General features: G+C 68.1%; 18 protein-coding genes. 7 read left to right on the top strand and 11 right to left on the bottom strand.

The genetic code is table 11. The annotated features are described in order from the left end of the window. The first annotated feature begins 78 nt into the window (after positions 1–78). On the top strand, positions 79–1,260 hold the full coding sequence (locus ACQPZW_RS06850; RefSeq protein ID WP_433793980.1) for a cytochrome P450: 1,182 nt from the start codon (positions 79–81) through the stop codon (positions 1,258–1,260). Positions 1,261–1,262: 2 nt separating this feature from the next. On the opposite strand, the gene ACQPZW_RS06845 is transcribed toward ACQPZW_RS06850, so the two are convergent. The 6 genes from ACQPZW_RS06845 to ACQPZW_RS06820 all read right to left on the bottom strand — a co-directional run bounded on the left by ACQPZW_RS06845 (position 1,263) and on the right by ACQPZW_RS06820 (position 5,350). Then, entirely contained in the window at positions 1,263–1,529 is a 267-nt protein-coding gene (locus tag ACQPZW_RS06845; RefSeq protein ID WP_433797456.1) for a hypothetical protein, read from the bottom strand. 5 nt (positions 1,530–1,534) lie between these two features. Then, positions 1,535–2,707, bottom strand: coding sequence for an eCIS core domain-containing protein (locus ACQPZW_RS06840; protein ID WP_433793979.1), 1,173 nt, complete (start codon positions 2,705–2,707; stop codon positions 1,535–1,537). Beyond that, positions 2,704–3,003 carry a type VII secretion target gene (locus tag ACQPZW_RS06835; protein WP_433793978.1) on the bottom strand — a complete coding sequence of 100 codons (300 nt, stop codon included), beginning with the start codon at positions 3,001–3,003 and terminating at the stop codon, positions 2,704–2,706. The genes ACQPZW_RS06840 and ACQPZW_RS06835 overlap by 4 nt, the downstream gene beginning before the upstream one ends. Before the next feature lie 8 nt (positions 3,004–3,011). Then, the gene (locus ACQPZW_RS06830; RefSeq protein WP_433793977.1) at positions 3,012–3,392 is read right to left on the bottom strand and encodes a YbaB/EbfC family nucleoid-associated protein; all 381 of its coding nucleotides are present in this window, start codon (positions 3,390–3,392) and stop codon (positions 3,012–3,014) included. Between the two features lie 82 nt (positions 3,393–3,474). Continuing rightward, entirely contained in the window at positions 3,475–4,155 is a 681-nt protein-coding gene (locus ACQPZW_RS06825; RefSeq protein WP_433793976.1) for a response regulator, read from the bottom strand. Between the two features lies 1 nt (position 4,156). After that, positions 4,157–5,350: a sensor histidine kinase gene (locus ACQPZW_RS06820; RefSeq protein ID WP_433793975.1), complete on the bottom strand. Its 1,194-nt coding sequence runs from the start codon at positions 5,348–5,350 to the stop codon at positions 4,157–4,159. Positions 5,351–5,529: 179 nt separating this feature from the next. Here ACQPZW_RS06820 and ACQPZW_RS06815 point away from each other — a divergent pair, with 179 nt between their 5' ends. Further along, the gene (locus ACQPZW_RS06815) at positions 5,530–7,743 is read left to right on the top strand and encodes an MMPL family transporter (protein ID WP_433793974.1); all 2,214 of its coding nucleotides are present in this window, start codon (positions 5,530–5,532) and stop codon (positions 7,741–7,743) included. Positions 7,744–7,757: 14 nt separating this feature from the next. Here the strand turns inward: ACQPZW_RS06815 and ACQPZW_RS06810 are convergent, their stop codons facing one another. Then, positions 7,758–8,597 carry an SDR family NAD(P)-dependent oxidoreductase gene (locus ACQPZW_RS06810; protein ID WP_433793973.1) on the bottom strand — a complete coding sequence of 280 codons (840 nt, stop codon included), beginning with the start codon at positions 8,595–8,597 and terminating at the stop codon, positions 7,758–7,760. A 120-nt stretch (positions 8,598–8,717) separates the two neighbouring features. Between ACQPZW_RS06810 and ACQPZW_RS06805 the strand changes: the two genes are divergently transcribed. The 3 genes from ACQPZW_RS06805 to ACQPZW_RS06795 all read left to right on the top strand — a co-directional run bounded on the left by ACQPZW_RS06805 (position 8,718) and on the right by ACQPZW_RS06795 (position 10,446). After that, positions 8,718–9,638 (top strand): helix-turn-helix transcriptional regulator, encoded by a 921-nt coding sequence (locus ACQPZW_RS06805; protein ID WP_433793972.1) that lies wholly within the window; start codon positions 8,718–8,720, stop codon positions 9,636–9,638. A 251-nt stretch (positions 9,639–9,889) separates the two neighbouring features. Then, positions 9,890–10,177 (top strand): type II toxin-antitoxin system Phd/YefM family antitoxin, encoded by a 288-nt coding sequence (locus ACQPZW_RS06800; protein WP_433793971.1) that lies wholly within the window; start codon positions 9,890–9,892, stop codon positions 10,175–10,177. After that, positions 10,174–10,446 (top strand): Txe/YoeB family addiction module toxin, encoded by a 273-nt coding sequence (locus tag ACQPZW_RS06795; RefSeq protein WP_433793970.1) that lies wholly within the window; start codon positions 10,174–10,176, stop codon positions 10,444–10,446. Before ACQPZW_RS06800 ends, ACQPZW_RS06795 begins: the two co-directional genes overlap by 4 nt. 290 nt (positions 10,447–10,736) lie before the next feature. Here ACQPZW_RS06795 and ACQPZW_RS06790 read toward each other — a convergent pair whose 3' ends face one another. Continuing rightward, positions 10,737–10,994 carry a Txe/YoeB family addiction module toxin gene (locus ACQPZW_RS06790; RefSeq protein ID WP_433793969.1) on the bottom strand — a complete coding sequence of 86 codons (258 nt, stop codon included), beginning with the start codon at positions 10,992–10,994 and terminating at the stop codon, positions 10,737–10,739. Next, positions 10,991–11,278 carry a type II toxin-antitoxin system Phd/YefM family antitoxin gene (locus tag ACQPZW_RS06785; RefSeq protein ID WP_433793968.1) on the bottom strand — a complete coding sequence of 96 codons (288 nt, stop codon included), beginning with the start codon at positions 11,276–11,278 and terminating at the stop codon, positions 10,991–10,993. The genes ACQPZW_RS06790 and ACQPZW_RS06785 overlap by 4 nt, the downstream gene beginning before the upstream one ends. Before the next feature lie 393 nt (positions 11,279–11,671). Here ACQPZW_RS06785 and ACQPZW_RS06780 point away from each other — a divergent pair, with 393 nt between their 5' ends. Continuing rightward, positions 11,672–13,135, top strand: a complete 1,464-nt coding sequence (locus tag ACQPZW_RS06780; protein WP_433793967.1) for a tyrosine-type recombinase/integrase — start codon at positions 11,672–11,674, stop codon at positions 13,133–13,135. Positions 13,136–13,154: 19 nt separating this feature from the next. On the opposite strand, the gene ACQPZW_RS06775 is transcribed toward ACQPZW_RS06780, so the two are convergent. Together ACQPZW_RS06775 and ACQPZW_RS06770 are read right to left on the bottom strand one after the other, a co-directional pair. Beyond that, positions 13,155–13,502, bottom strand: coding sequence for a hypothetical protein (locus tag ACQPZW_RS06775; RefSeq protein WP_433793966.1), 348 nt, complete (start codon positions 13,500–13,502; stop codon positions 13,155–13,157). A gap of 174 nt (positions 13,503–13,676) precedes the next feature. Then, on the bottom strand, positions 13,677–14,066 hold the full coding sequence (locus ACQPZW_RS06770; protein ID WP_433793965.1) for a helix-turn-helix domain-containing protein: 390 nt from the start codon (positions 14,064–14,066) through the stop codon (positions 13,677–13,679). A 160-nt stretch (positions 14,067–14,226) separates the two neighbouring features. Between ACQPZW_RS06770 and ACQPZW_RS06765 the strand changes: the two genes are divergently transcribed. Next, the gene (locus ACQPZW_RS06765; protein ID WP_433793964.1) at positions 14,227–14,688 is read left to right on the top strand and encodes a helix-turn-helix domain-containing protein; all 462 of its coding nucleotides are present in this window, start codon (positions 14,227–14,229) and stop codon (positions 14,686–14,688) included. The last annotated feature ends 45 nt before the right edge of the window (positions 14,689–14,733 follow it).

The raw sequence follows: 14,733 nt of genomic DNA, 5'->3' as shown, positions 1-14,733 counted from the left end.
CGAACGTTCGACGTTCGCCGATACGTACCGACTCTTCCGGCATTCCGCTCTTGACGACCGGCACGGCACACTCGGTGAATGCCGTTCCTCGACGTCATCGCAGCCGATTTCGACTTCACCGCCCCGGAGGTCCTCGCCGCTCAGGACGCCGGATGGTGCGCCGACACCCCGGTCGGTCTGCTCGTGCTACGCCACGCGGAGGCGCAGGAGCTGCTCCGCGACCGTCGCCTCGACCACGGCGGCGACGGCTACCTGCAACGCAACGGCATCACCGCGGGCCCGGTGTACGACTGGTGGGTCCCGATGATCGTCAACCGGGACGGTGCCGACCACCGCCGGCTCCGTGGCCTGGTCGCGCGTGCCTTCACGCCCCGCACGGTCGACCTGCTACGCCCGTTCATGCGGGCGACGACCGAGGCGCTGACCGACGGGATCAGCGGCACCGGCGAGACCGAGTTCGTGGCGGCCTTCGCCGACCGGCTGCCGCTCGCGGTGATGAGTGAGCTGCTCGGGCTCCCCGCCGCCGACCACGACGTCTTCAGCGCCTGGTCCAGCGACATCGGCCTGATCTTCTCCCTGGCCGCCGACGGCTCCACGGCCGCACGCGTCGAACGGGCCGTCGAAGGGCTGGACGGCTACATCGACACGCTCATCGACGAGAAGGCCCGGCGCCCGGCCGACGACCTGGTCTCCCGGATGGTCGCCGCCTGGCGTGACGATCGGACGGTCACCCGCGAGGAACTGCGCAACCTGCTGGTCACGCTGGTCTTCGGCGCGCACGACAACACCCGCGCCCAGATCGCGAACACGCTGGTGTCGTTCGCCGAGCACCCGGCCCAGTGGACACTGCTGCGCGACCGCCCCGACCTGACCGGCCGCGCCGTCGACGAGGCGATGCGCTGGCGGCCGTCAGCCGCGAGCGTGTTCCGCCGCGCGGTCGAGGACTTCACGTTCCGGGACCTGCCGATCACCACGGGATCCTTCGTGACGGTGGCCGTGCAGACCGCGCAACGAGACCCGCGCGCCTACCCCGGCGGCCGTTCCTTCGACATCACGGCAGCCCACGAGGCACCGCTGCTCCAATTCGGCGCGGGACCGCACTACTGCCTGGGGTCGGCGCTGGCCCACGCCCAGTTGGAGGAGGCCCTGCCCATCCTGACCCACCGCCTGGGCCCCCCGGCGATCACCGGCGAGGTCCGGTGGCGGCCGGCCCTCGGCACCCACGGCCCCGACGTCCTACCGGTGACCTTCCCGGCATGACGTCAAGAGACGCCTGGCGGAGCGGCCGCGGTCCACCGGCGTCCGGCCGCGACGTAGTCGGCGTCAGCGCGATCGATCACGAGGATCGTCTCACCGGTTCGACGCGTTCGGGGCGTCGGATGATCCACCCCGAGAACCCGGATCCGGTGTCCGGTCGCTTCGTCATACAAGCGCGGGATGCCGACGAAATCACCGGGTTGAGCCATCCCGACCGCGACGAGTCCACCCCGTGCGGCGATGTCGAACACCTCAGTGACAAGAAATTGCATGACTGTCACGGCGCACTCTCCCGGTAGCGCTCCATCGCTGGAATCTCACTGTCGTAGGCCTCGTCCTCCAACTCACGAAGCACCCGGTGATAATGCTCGCCCGCGCGTTGCTGCCGGACATGGGTGTACTCGTGCGCGATGGTGGCTGCCAGCGTCTCATTGTCCGCGAAACTCGCCGGCCCCAGACGAATCTGCCTGCCGTTGAGCTCCGGCGGCGTGCAGGCGCCCGCTTCCATGTGATCCAGATACCGGATCTCCTCCGGATCGTCGACTATGACGACGTCCACATCATTCAAATCCACGTCCACACGCTCGGCGGTGGCGTGGACGTTGTCGACCGTCATCGGGGTTCCCGGGCCGCTCTCGAGAACTTCCCGGTTGGTGCGGACCGGGCTCTTGCTGAAGAACTCCGGGGCCGCGGGCCGTCCGAGGAGTTGTTTGAGGCGGGTCAGGATGCCGGTTAGGTCGGCCAGTCTGCCGGTCAAGGTTCGGAGACTGTTCAGGAGGGCCCGGATGAAGTGCTGGATCCGGTCGGCCCACTGGGAGACCAGGGTGGCGACCTGACCGGCGACCACCGGCGTGGCCAGGCCCAGCGTGATCCCCTCGGCGGCCAGCCACTGCGGCAGACGCACGGCCAGCGTCGCTACGAACTGGGCGATCAGGTCGCGGACGATCTCCCGGACCAGCCCGACGAGTAGCCCGGCGCCCTCCACCGCGTACGAGATGGCGCTGGTGGCCTCCGCCATCCCGTCGAGTGCCGCGAGCTGCTGGGCGGCGTGGGCGCGATAGGCGTCACCGGAGGCGCCGAGCCAGTCGGCGGTCTGGGTGCCGACCGCGGCCGCGTACCGCTGACGGGTCTCTGCGGCGGCGGCCGAGACGTTGCGCCAGGTGGCCGCGTGCGCGGCGATCTCGTCCGGGCTGCCGGCCAGGCGGTCCAGGGCGTCCCTGAGCGGCTGGACGTGTTCCAGCAGCCAGCCGACGCCCCAGGCGAACAGCGAGCCGAGCGGATCCACCGCCACCGCCAGGGTGTCCAGGCTTCCGGTCACCCCGCCGAGGGTGACGTCGACCCAGCTGCCGTTGCGGATCCCGTCGCTGATCTGGTGGGCGTCCTCGACCAGGCCCAGACCGGTCGACCAGGTGGTCGAGCCGTCGGCCTGGGCGACCAGCGGGTTGGTCATGACCGCTGGACCCCGATGATCCGGCCCGCGCTGTCGGCGTCGGTCGCCTCGATCGTCTCGGCCGTGGCACGCAACTCGTAGGCGGTCTCCGACAGTGCGTCGACCGCCATGCTCAGGACGTCCATGGCGCCCTCGAACAGCGGATCCAGGAGGCCGGGCAGGAACTGGCAGATCTCCCCGTACGCCTGCCGGTCCATGCTCACCTCGCGCACCGCCGACCTGGCCAGGGCCACCTGCTCGGCTGTCTCGCCGACGGTGGTCGCGTGCTGCCGTACCGCCTCGGCCGGGAATTGCATGCCGGCACTCACCGCCGGTCCGGCGCCGGGAACCTGGTCTCGAACGAGTCGATGACGGCCCGCCCGGCCTCGCTGTCCGCACCGATCGTGTCCCGCACCTGATCGGCGACCTTCGCCGACAGCGCGGACTGCGCCCGCCGGATCGCCGCCATGATCTCGCGGGCGAGCTGCGGGCCGGAGATCTCGTGCACGCGGTCGTCCAGTTCGAGCGACTCCACCTGCCCGGCCGAGCCGACCCGCACCCGGATCGCTCCGTCGCGTGCTTCCGCCGACCCGGTCAGCGCCGCGACCCGCCGGGACAACTCGACGGTGCGCTGTGCCCGGGCGTCCACCTGCGACACCCAGGAGTCGAGCCACTTCTCGGCCGCATCGACATCGTTCACTGGCATCGCCCCACGCTATCGACCTCACACCCCGGTGAGAAGCGGACGGGCACGGAAGACCGGGACGACCTCGCAGGGCGACGAAGCCTCAGAGTGCGGGCAGGTCGTCTCCGGGCCTGACCAGGCGGTGCTGGTAGGCGAAGACCACCAGTTGGGCTCGATCACGGGCGTTCAACTTGATCATCGTACGGTTGATGTGGGTCTTGACCGTCAAGGGAGACAGGTAGAGCCGCTCGGCGATGTCGTCGTTGGACAGGCCGTGTGCCACCAGCAGCAGGATCTCCTTCTCCCGGGCGGTGACCAGCACCAACTCCGGCACATCCGTGGCGGGCGTCGGAACGTGGTGGATCAGCCGGCTGATCAGACCGCTGGTGGCCCGCGGTGACAGCAGCGCCTCGCCGGCGGCGACCACCCGGATGGCGTTGACCAGATCGCCGGGCGCCACGTTCTTGCCCAGGAAGCCGCTCGCTCCGGCCTGCAAGGCGTAGATGAAGTTGTCGTCGTTGTCGAACGTGGTGAGGATCAGCACCCGCACACCGGCGAGGCGCTCGTCCGCGCCGATGCGCCGGGTCGCCTCGATGCCGTCCATGTGTGGCATCCGGATGTCCATCAGGACGACGTCGACCCGGCCGCTGTGGCACAGGTCGACGGCCTCACGGCCGTCGGCTGCCTCACCGACGACCTCCAGACCCGGCTCCGCGTCGATGATCATTCGGAACCCCGCGCGGATGAGTGCCTGGTCGTCGGCGAGCAGAACGCGGATGCTCACGTCACGTTTCCCTCGGGGTCGGGGCGTTGAGGCGGTTGATCGCGGACTCGTCGGTGGGTAGCTCGGCGTGGACACGGAACACATCGCCGGCGACCGGACCGGACCTGATCGTGCCATGGGCGGCCGCGGCTCGTTCCCGCATGCCGAGCAGCCCGAAGCCGGAGCCGGGCTGGTGGCCGCCGGCCGCGGCGATGCGGTTGGTGACCTCGATGCACACGCTGTCGGCGGTGTATTCGAGGTCGAGGGTGGCTTCTCCGTCACCGTAGCGGTGAGCGTTGGTCAGCGCTTCCTGCGCGATGCGGTAGGCGGCCAGGCTCACCACGGCGGGCAGTGACCGGGGCAGGCCGTGCTGCCCGTGCTGTACGGCGAAGCCCATGGCGCGGAGCCCGGCCAGCAGGTCTGGCAGGCGTTCCACGCCGGGTGCCGGTTCGGTGCTGCGAATCTCGTCCGGGTCGCGCAGCACACTGATCACCGACTTGATCTCCTCCAGGACGGTGTCCGCGGCGGTACGGATGTGCCCGAGCACCGGCCACACCCGGTCCGGCTCGTTGCGCAGCACATGATCGGCGGCACCGGCGTGCACGCTGATCACCGTGATGTGGTGGGCGACGACATCGTGCAGTTCCCGGGCGATGCGCAGCCGCTCGTCCATCACCCGACGGCCCGCCTCCTCCTCGCGGCTCGACTCCGCCTGCCTGGCCCGTTCGGTCACCTCGGCGATGTACGCCCGCCGCATCCGTACCGAGTCGCCCGCCGCGGCGCCTCCGAAGGCGATCGCGAACGTCGTGAGCTGGTCGGTGTTCCACCAGTCGATGCCGTACACCACCGAGCCGGTGACCATGAGTGCACCCCACATGACCATGGCATGGAACCAGGGCCGGCGACGTGGGCTGTACAGCGCGGCGGAGTAGGTCAGCACACCGGCGAGGAGGAACATCCCGTCCGGGGGCCGGCTCAGTACGGTGGTGAGCACGAAGACGGCGGTGCCGGCCAGCAGAACCGGCACCGGGTACCGGCGGCGCATCAGGATCAGCACAGCGCACGCCACCGCCAGCGACGCCGTACCACCGTGCGCCGGCGCCGGGCCCAGGTAGAGCAGCAGCGCGGCCCCGGCTGCCGCCAGCACCACGTCGCCCAGTGGGTCACGGTGACGGCCGAGGTGCGGGAGCCTCCACCGGCTGAATGCCGCAAACATGATCACGACGGTAGTGCGGCAGGCCGTTTCCATCGACCTGCTTCCGCCGTACCCGACGTCGGGAAGGTACCGCGTCCGCGGTACCCGGACGCCCGCGCCGGCAGGACGACGCACCCCGATGCCGACCGCGATCGTGGAACCGCCCCGGAACCGGGGCCGCCCGATCGAGGAGGATCTTCGTGGCAACCCTTTTGTATCGACTGGGACGGTTCTCGTTCCGACGGCGGCGGCTGACGGTCGTCGTGTGGGTGATGATCCTGGGCCTGCTCGGCCTGGGGGCCGCCCAGCTGTCCGGCCCGACCAGTGACGAGCTGGCCATTCCCGGCACCGAGTCGTTGCGGGCGCTGGAGGTGGTGGCGGACGAGTTCCGCGAGGGCGCGGACACCGCCTCGGCGAAGGTGGTGTTCACCGCCTCCGGCGACGCCACGCCGGCCGGCCCGGACCAGCGGGCCGCCGTGCAGGCCACGATCGTCGCCCTCCGCAATGCGCCCCAGGTCACGACGGTCGCCGACCCCTACGAGAGCGGGACGATCGCACCGGACGGGAGAACGGCCTACGCCGACGTCTCCTATGGGGTGACGGCGACCGAGGTGAGCGCCGACTCCCGTGCGGTGTTGCTCGCCGCCGGTGACACCGCACGACGGGCCGGTCTCGGCGTCGAGTACTCCGGGGAGGTCACCGAGCGGGCCGAGGCCGGCGATTCCACCGAGGCCATCGGCCTCGCTGTGGCCGCCGTCGTCCTGCTGATCACCTTCGGTTCGCTCGTCGCCGCGGGTCTGCCGGTGCTGACCGCCCTCATCGGTGTCGCCGTCGGCCTGCTCGGCATCCAGATCGCCACCGGCTTCCTCGATCTGACCTCGAACACCGCCGACCTGGCCGTCATGCTCGGCCTGGCCGTCGGCATCGACTACGCGCTGTTCGTCCTGTCGCGCTACCGGCACGAGCTCACGATCGGCCACAGTGGTGAGGAAGCGGCCGGCCGGGCCGTGGGCGCCGCCGGTTCCGCCGTCGTCTTCGCCGGCCTGACCGTCATCATCGCCCTCACCGCGCTCGCCGTGGTCGGGATCCCGTTCCTGGCCGCCATGGGCGTCGCCGCGGCCGGCACCGTCGCGGCGGCTGTGGTGATCAGCCTGTCCCTGCTGCCCGCCCTGCTCGGCTTCGCCGGCCGCAAGGTCCTGCCCCGGGCCCAGCGCCGCGGCACCGGCCGGCCCGCCGGGACTCCGGCGGGCGAGCGCTGGGCCCGCACTGTGGTCAGGCATCGTGTGCCCGCACTGATCCTGTCGGTGGTAGCGGCCGGCGTCGTCGCGATCCCCGGACTCGACCTGAACCTGGCGCTGCCGGACGACAGCACCGCGTCGGCCGGGTCCACCCAGCGCAAGGCGTACGACCAACTGTCCGAAGGTTTCGGGGCCGGCATCAACGGCCCCCTGCTCGTCGTGGTCGCGGCCGCCGCCGGTGAGGCGCCGGCCGCGGCCGAACAGGCGCGCGAGCTCCTCTCCGATCTCGGGGGCGTGGTGCTCGTCACCGCGGCGAAGCCGAACCCGGAGGGAGACACCGCCACTCTCACCGTCATTCCGCAGAGCGGTCCCCTCAGCGAGGAGACCAGGAGGCTCGTGCACGACATCCGCGACCGGCAGACGAGCTTCACCGCGGCCACCGGCGGCGCGACCCTGGCCGTCACCGGCCGGACCGCGGTCGACATCGACGTGTCGGAGAAGATCAACGGCGCGCTGCTGCCGTACCTCGCCGTCGTGGTCAGCCTGGCGTTTCTGCTGCTGCTGGTGGTGTTCCGCAGCATCCTGGTGCCGATCAAGGCGACGCTGGGCTTCCTGCTGTCGGTGGCCGCCTCGTTCGGCGCCCTGGTCTTCATCTTCCAGCAGGGCCACCTCACCGGGCTGGTCGGCATCGACTCGGCCGGCCCGATCGTCAGCTTCATCCCGATCTTCCTGATCGGCATCCTGTTCGGCCTCGCCATGGACTACGAGGTCTTCCTGATCATCCGGGCCCGGGAGGAGTTCGTGCACGGGGCCACCGCGAACGAGGCCATCGTCTCCGGCATGAGACACGGCGCCCGGGTCGTCACCGCCGCGGCGCTGATCATGACGAGCGTCTTCGCCGGCTTCGTCCTCGCCGACGACATCATCATCAAGTCGCTCGGGTTCGCCCTCGCGTTCGGAGTGGCGGTCGACGCCCTCCTGGTCCGGATGACCATCGTCCCGGCGGCGCTGTCGCTGCTCGGCCGGTCAGCATGGTGGCTGCCGAGGTGGCTCGACAGGATCCTGCCGGACGTCGACGTCGAAGGTGGGCGGCTGGCACGGCAGCTCACCGATGACAGGCCTCCGGCGGCCGAGCAGCGCGGGCTCGGCGAACCCGTTGCCGAGCACCGCCGGTGACCGGTCGTCGAGCCTCATCCCAGGCTGACGTCCGTCGTCAGCGCCAGGTCACGCCCCGCCTCCACATCGCTGAGCAGCGACTCCACACGAGCCTTCGCCAGCCCGTACGAATCGGAGCCGAGCACCTGGTGCAGTGGCGACGCGCTGGTCGAGACGATCGCGATGACGGCCGCCGCCACCTTGGCCGGGTCGCCGAGCTGGGTGCCCGGCATCGCGAGGTGTGCCGTGGTCATCTCCCGGATCGCGCGGTAGCCGTCCACGGTCGACGCGGGCAACCCGAGCGAGACCGGACGCAGGAAGTCGGTCCGCGTGTAGCCGGGCTCGACCAGCGAGACCCTGATGCCGAACTCGGCGACCTCGGCCGCGAGCGACTCGGAGAGCCCCTCCAGGGCGAACTTGCCGGCGCAGTACAGCCCCCACCCGGGGAACGCGGTCAGGCCGAGGATCGACGACACGTTGACGACATGTCCGCGCCGGGCGGACCGCATGCCGGGCAGCACGGCACGCAACACGTTCCAGACGCCGAAGATCTGCACCTCGAACATGCGCTGGACCTCGGCGCTGCTGGTCTCCTCGACCGCGCCGAGGAACCCGTAGCCGGCGTTGTTGACCACGACGTCGATCCCGCCGAAACGGTCGGCGGTCGCGGCGATCGCGGCGGTGACGGCCTCCTCGTCGGTGAGGTCGAGCTCGATCGGCAGCAGCCGCGTGCGGTCGACGTCGTCGAGAGCGGCGATGAGGCGTTCGGCGGAGCGGGACGTGGCCGCGACATCGTGCCCCTGCGACAGCAGCTGCCGGACGAGCTCGAGGCCGATGCCCCGGGAGGTGCCAGTGACGAACCATGTGTTGGACATGACTCCATGCTCGACGGCCCGGACCGGAACGGACACGGCTGAGCAGGCCCAGCGCTACCTGGGAACGGCGTGCCCACCCAGACCGTGTGAACCGGGCGGGGATGGTGCGACCATCGGGTCATGGCAGCTTCGCGTACGGATCTGGGCGACTTCCTGCGCAGGTGCCGGGCCGGCCTGACGCCGGAGACCGTGGGGCTCGACGACGGTGGCCCGGTGAAACGGCGAGTGCGCGGACTGCGGCGCGAGGAGGTCGCTCAGCTCGCCGGGGTCAGCGTCGACTACTACACCCGGCTGGAACAGGGCCGGCACGCGAGCCCGTCGGAGGCGGTGCTCGAAGCGCTGGCTCGCGTCTTCCGGCTCGAACCGGCGGCCCGCGCACACCTGTCCGACCTCGCCCGTCCGGTCCGCCGTAAGACGGCACCACCACCCGCGCAGCGTGTGCGACCGGCCATGCAGCAGCTGATCGCCTCGATGAGCGATCATCCGGCCCTGATCCTCGGCCGGCGCACCGACGTGCTCGCCGCGAACACGCTGGCCCGGGAGCTGTTCACCGACTGGGCCAGGATGCCGCCGCGGGAACGCAACTACGCGCGGTGGATGTTCCTGGATCCGGCGGCGGCCGAGCTGTTCCTCGACTGGCGCACGGTGGCGGCCGAGGTGGTCGGCACGTTGCGCCTCTACGCCGGGCGCCATCCCGACGACGTACGGCTGAACGAGCTCGTCGGTGAGCTGACCATCAAGAGCGCCGAGTTCTCCGCGTGGTGGAACGGTCACCAGGTGCACGAGCGCACCCATGGCGTCAAACGGGTGGCCCACCCCGCCGTGGGCCCGATGACGCTGCGGTACGAGGCGCTGCCACTGCCCGGCGACGCGGACCAGGTGCTGTTCCTCTACCACACCGACCCGGGCAGCAGCGCGCACGACAACCTGGCGCTGCTGGCTCTCCTGGCCGGCGGGAGAGCCACACCGCGTGGCGGCCGTGTCCAGCTTGACTCGTCGGCACACCGAACCGGGCCGCCCGAGCCCCACCAGGGAGCCTGAGAGAGCCGCCGACAACGCCGGAGCGTCACCGCCGGCCCACCGCCGGACGATTGACCGGTTCAAGGAAACAGTCGGCCGGATAGATGCACATTCCCACTGGCGCGAGTGGCGCCACGTCGGCGGTTACTGGATCAGCATCCCCAGGATTGTTGCCGTCCTTGACCCACGTCCGCCCAAATAGAGGCAACACCCCGCAGCCTGACGTACCATTCGCTGTACGTTCTGACGTACGCCACATTCTTGGGGTCACGATGAAGGTGCTGACGATCAGCGACGTTCGCAAGAACCTCGCCGCCGTGGTCGATGCGGTGATCGATGATGCCGAGGAGTGCATCATCCCCCGCGGCGGCGGCAAGGCCGTCGTCATGGTTTCGCTCGACGAGTGGAACGCCATGAACGAGACGCTGCATGTTCTCGGTTCCGCCTCGAACGCCCGCCGACTGCTGGAGAGCATCGCCCAGGCCGACGCCAGCCTACTCGAGGAGCACCCGCTCGACTCGAAGTCCGTCTCTCCGAAACCCGGCAAGGAAGCCGCATGAGCTTGCGCATCGTCTTCACCCCCAACGCCTGGGAGGACTACGACGGATGGTTACGCCGGGACGTGAAGATTGCCCGCCGCATCAGCAAACTGATCCTCGACGTTCAACGGGATCCGCACGGAACCGGTCTCGGCAAGCCCGAACTGCTGAAAGGCCCGCTCTCTGGATGGTCATCCCGCCGCATCAACGACGAACACCGGCTCATCTACCGCATCCGTGGCGGCGACCTGGAAATCGCCGCCTGCCACGGCCACTACCTCGACAAGTAGAAGCGGCTCGCCCCGCATCCCGCCTACACGGATCGGCGGTCGCGGCGTTCAGCCTTCCCCCGCCCGCGAAGCTTCCCCGCCCGCGAAGGAGGGTGAACGGCATGCGAGCCGTCGCCCCTCATCAGAGGCCAGTGGTTCGCATGCACGATCAAAGTGGGGCGGGCGTTGCACCATGCGAACCACCCCACCGCCATCCCCGGGAACCCGATGTCGGGCCGTTTGACCACTTCACGACAGTGTTGACCAGGCGAGCGGTTCGAACACAGCCTGGACCCGAGCGCTGGCCGAATTCATCTGCTGCCGTAGTGATACTTGCAGGCGACGATCTCGACGTCACCGTCCTTGATCCGGTAGACGAGCCGGTGCTCTCGGTCGATACGCCGGGACCAGAGACCGGACAACTCTCCGCGAAGCGGTTCGGGTTTACCGATGCCTTCATAGCCGTTACGCATGACGTCCGCAATCAGGTCGTTGATTCGTTTGATCAACTTGCGGTCCGTGTGGCTGAGGTACTGCGACCAAGCCGTCGTAGAGAAGATCAGCCTCACGCCACGTCCTGCACCACAGCCGGATCGATTGGTGCCCGCTCGTGCCCCTCGCCTCGATCCAATTCGGCCATCGATCGACGCAGGGCCTCGGCATTGCTTGGGCTACGGAGCAGGTACTCGGTCTCTTTCATAGACTCGTACTCAGCCAGCGGCACGATGACGACAGGCTCGTGCCCCGAGCGGGTCACTACCAACTCCTCGGCATCGTCGACCACACTGTCGAGCTCAGCGGCAAGATTCTGCCTCAGCTGAGTGAAGTTCACCGTTCGCATCTCCACCTCCATGGACGTACAGAAAACTGTACTCCGATGGATCACGCTTGCCATCAGAGGCGCCCGATGCGGTGAGCCCAGTCCACCACCTGCGCTTCCGTAGAGACGGCCTTGGCTTGCGACCGATGCCCAGCACGGAGTCGCGCCAGGCTCAAGTCGTCAACGACCAGCAGTAGGGAACCGCGGCCCGCCATCCAGGCCGCGGTTCGCATGCAAGATCAAAGTGGGGCGGACGGGACTCGAACCCGTGACCGATCGATTATGAGAATTCTCATCCCCCCAATTGGGGCCTGCATATATGCCGATTCGCCCTGATCCCATGTAGCAAGCCGTACGTTCTGTGACGCGAGCTTACGGTGATTTACGCCCCCGCCGTCCCCATGGGGACGGCTACAGTTCCGAACCATGGCGAGCATCGAAACCCGCGCCAGTGGACCACGCGTTGTCTGGCGCTTGAACCGGCCGGGGCACCCTCTTCACCAGAAGAAGCAACACCTGGAATGCGGCACTCCCGAAGCCGCGGCGGAAGCTAAGGAGCTTGTCGATGCCCGCCGCGGCAGGATCACCTCAGACGAGGCTGAAGCCATCGTCATTGGCATCGACCCAGACGCTGCCCAGCCCGCGAAACCGAAGTTCTCGGACTGGTGGAGAGAATGGCTTCCGACCAAGACGCGCATCGGTCCGGGAACGCGCCTCCAGTACGAGCGCCAACTCCTCCTGGTGGAGGGCCTTCTGGCAGAAACCCCTGCTGGCGCGGTCGGTGACCGCACTCTTGACCGGTTCTCCGGTCTCGACATCGGCGCGATCATGAATGTGCTAAAGCAAACCCGTGACATCACCAACGGCACCGTCACGCGGTACTACTCGGTCGTCTACTCCGTTTTCCACGCAGCCGTCCGACAAGGGCACATCAACGCAAATCCATGCGATGACTCCGACTTTGAGCGCGATCAGGTCGCCGACGACGATGACGGCACAGAAGACCACGTCTATCTGAGCAAAGAAGAATTCTGGCTTCTGCATAGCCACACCGCCGAGGAATTCCAGGATTTCCTAGAGGCGAAAGTTGGAACCGGTGCACGGTTCGGCGAGATAACCGCCTTACAACCCCGCGATCTAGTTCCTCCGAGCAAACGGCACCCACGGCCCAGACTGTGGATTAGGCGCGCGTGGAAACGAGTAGGGGGCACCTGGTACATCGGCACCACAAAGGGCCGGCAGAAACGGCTCATCACCGTTGACGAGAGCCTTTTCGAGCTCCTCGCCCGGAACGCCGACGGCAAGGCCCCTGACCAGCTGATCTTCACGGCGAAGGGGGGCGGGCGCCTGAACCACTCGAACTTCGTCAACCGCGTCTGGAACCGCGCCGTCGTACAGGCCCGACGATGCCAGCTTCATCCACCGCAACCACAGGAGAGGCCCCTGAGCGAGGCATCAGGATCCTGTGGCATGTACGGCGGCAGACTGAAACGCGGCGGAGCGCCCTGCCAAAACGACGTAAGGCCCGGGTTCGACCGATGCAGTTGGCACTCGGGTCCAGCAAGCGACGCAGTATCGAACTGTGAGTGCGCTGACGTGTTGCATGTGCAGCCGACACCGCACGATCTTCGCCACACCTGCGTTGCGTGGCTATTCGCCGACCCTGCCGTTTCGGTGATCTCGGTGTCTCGGTATGTCGGCCACGCAACGATGGCGGTCACTGACACCGTGTACGGCGGTTTGATGCCAAGCAGCGAGGCCACTCTCGCAGATGCTGCAGCACGCGCTCGCGGGCGGGACGCTGATGCGAAGGTCATGCTCCTCGACGAGGCGTCCTCTACGCCTGACGCGGCGGCCACCCCGTCACCTCAGCAGCACAAAGCGGCCTGACGAGAGCGGGCAGCGACCCTCACGCGACGGGTCGCTGCCCGCGCAGCGTGACGTTGGCAGAGTCACGATCCGGCACCCTGGCGCGACCACTCGCTTGGAGCGGCACGGTCACGATCCTTGCTGTCTGCTCGAGGGACTCCTTGCGCTCGTGGGCCTGCCCGTAGCGCATGCCGTGCGTGAACGCCGTCTTCACCTGCTCAGTGCCGTTTCTCTCGAGGCCGGCCAGGATCGTGAGGCAGACAGCGCCGGCAAGCGCGAGCTGGAATACGGCGCTGGGCACTGAGCCGGCCAGGTGAAGGCCGAAGGTGACGGTGGATGCGATCCAGGCGCCAGTGGCGAGGATCGTCAGGAGTTTGGACTTGGGCACAGGTGAACGACCTTCCCCCGAGGATCGTGTCCCCTCAGTGAGCGAGGAGTCTCCCACCGTAGGGACAAGTCTTCCCCGAATCAAGGAAACTTCGATGCCCGAGGCTGTCGTATCGAACACGTGTTCGATTGGGATGGCGCGTTTTCGGCGGGGACCAAACGGTCAGGCGTGCTGTTACTGGTCGGTGTGACCCCGGTTTACGGCATCAAATGTCCGCATTAGAAGCAAGAGCGCGTTTCGCTGGTCTTCCGTATAGCTAGGCTCGTTCTCCACAAGTTTGTAGATACTGTCCAGATCACTCGCCGGTTCGGCGTTCTCGCCGTCGGCACCGGGCTTGAGGCCAGCCTCGCGGAGCGCCTGATCGCGATCTATGTGCAGAGCGTCAGCTAACGCATGGACAACTCTGGCTTGAGGTGGCCGCTTTCCGGTCTCAAGTCGATCGATGGTTGTCCGTGCGATTCCGGACAGTCTTTGCAGCTCAGTATCTGTAAGCGGCACGTCTGCCTGCGCGTCTTTGACGTGCCGCCAGAACGCCCACGCCACCCCACGCGGTCGATCACCCATGTAGCGGTTTGTAGCACGCGAAACGCTTCACTCCATAGCTCCCGGCGTCACTGACCGAGCACATTGGCACACTCACCGCTTTACTTGCATCGTGTTGTAGCGTGTTGTAGCGTACGACTTGCTACAGATCACGACGGATCGCTACAGCAAGAGGTGCCGTGTGACTTCCCTCGACCACCTGACGATCACCGACATCGCCGTTCACCTGGACGTATCCCGTTGGACGGTTTCTCGGCTCGTCGGCGCCGGCGAAATCCCCTCCACCCCGGGGCCCGGCCGCAGTTCTCGGATCTCACCTCTCGCGTACCGGGCCTGGCTGACCAGTCAGGTCGTCACCCCTGGACAGGAGGACGGAGAGATGTTGACCGCCCTGCCGCAGCTCATCGCCTTCGAGAAGGTCGCCGAGCAGTGGGACCTTTCGCTTCGGAGCCTGCGCGACGGAGCGCGTGCCAGGAAGTTCGCCCACGTGCGAATCGGCCTGAATCGCTATTTCACCGCGCCGCAGCTCGAGGCCTTCCTCGCGGCTCGCACCGTGTCGACCGCGGAGGACGACGCCAAGGCGGCGATGGCTGAACGCCGTGAGCGCCGGAACTCTCGCGCAGCTCGCCGACCGGCTGCCTGACCTCTGTAAACGCCCAGCGGCCCCGACCGCACGCCACGCACAGCG

This window comes from Actinoplanes sp. CA-252034, assembly GCF_050956125.1.
Lineage (GTDB): Bacteria > Actinomycetota > Actinomycetes > Mycobacteriales > Micromonosporaceae > Actinoplanes.
The sequence above is the reverse complement of the archived record's forward strand: the minus strand, read 5'-3'. Positions and strand labels throughout refer to the sequence as shown.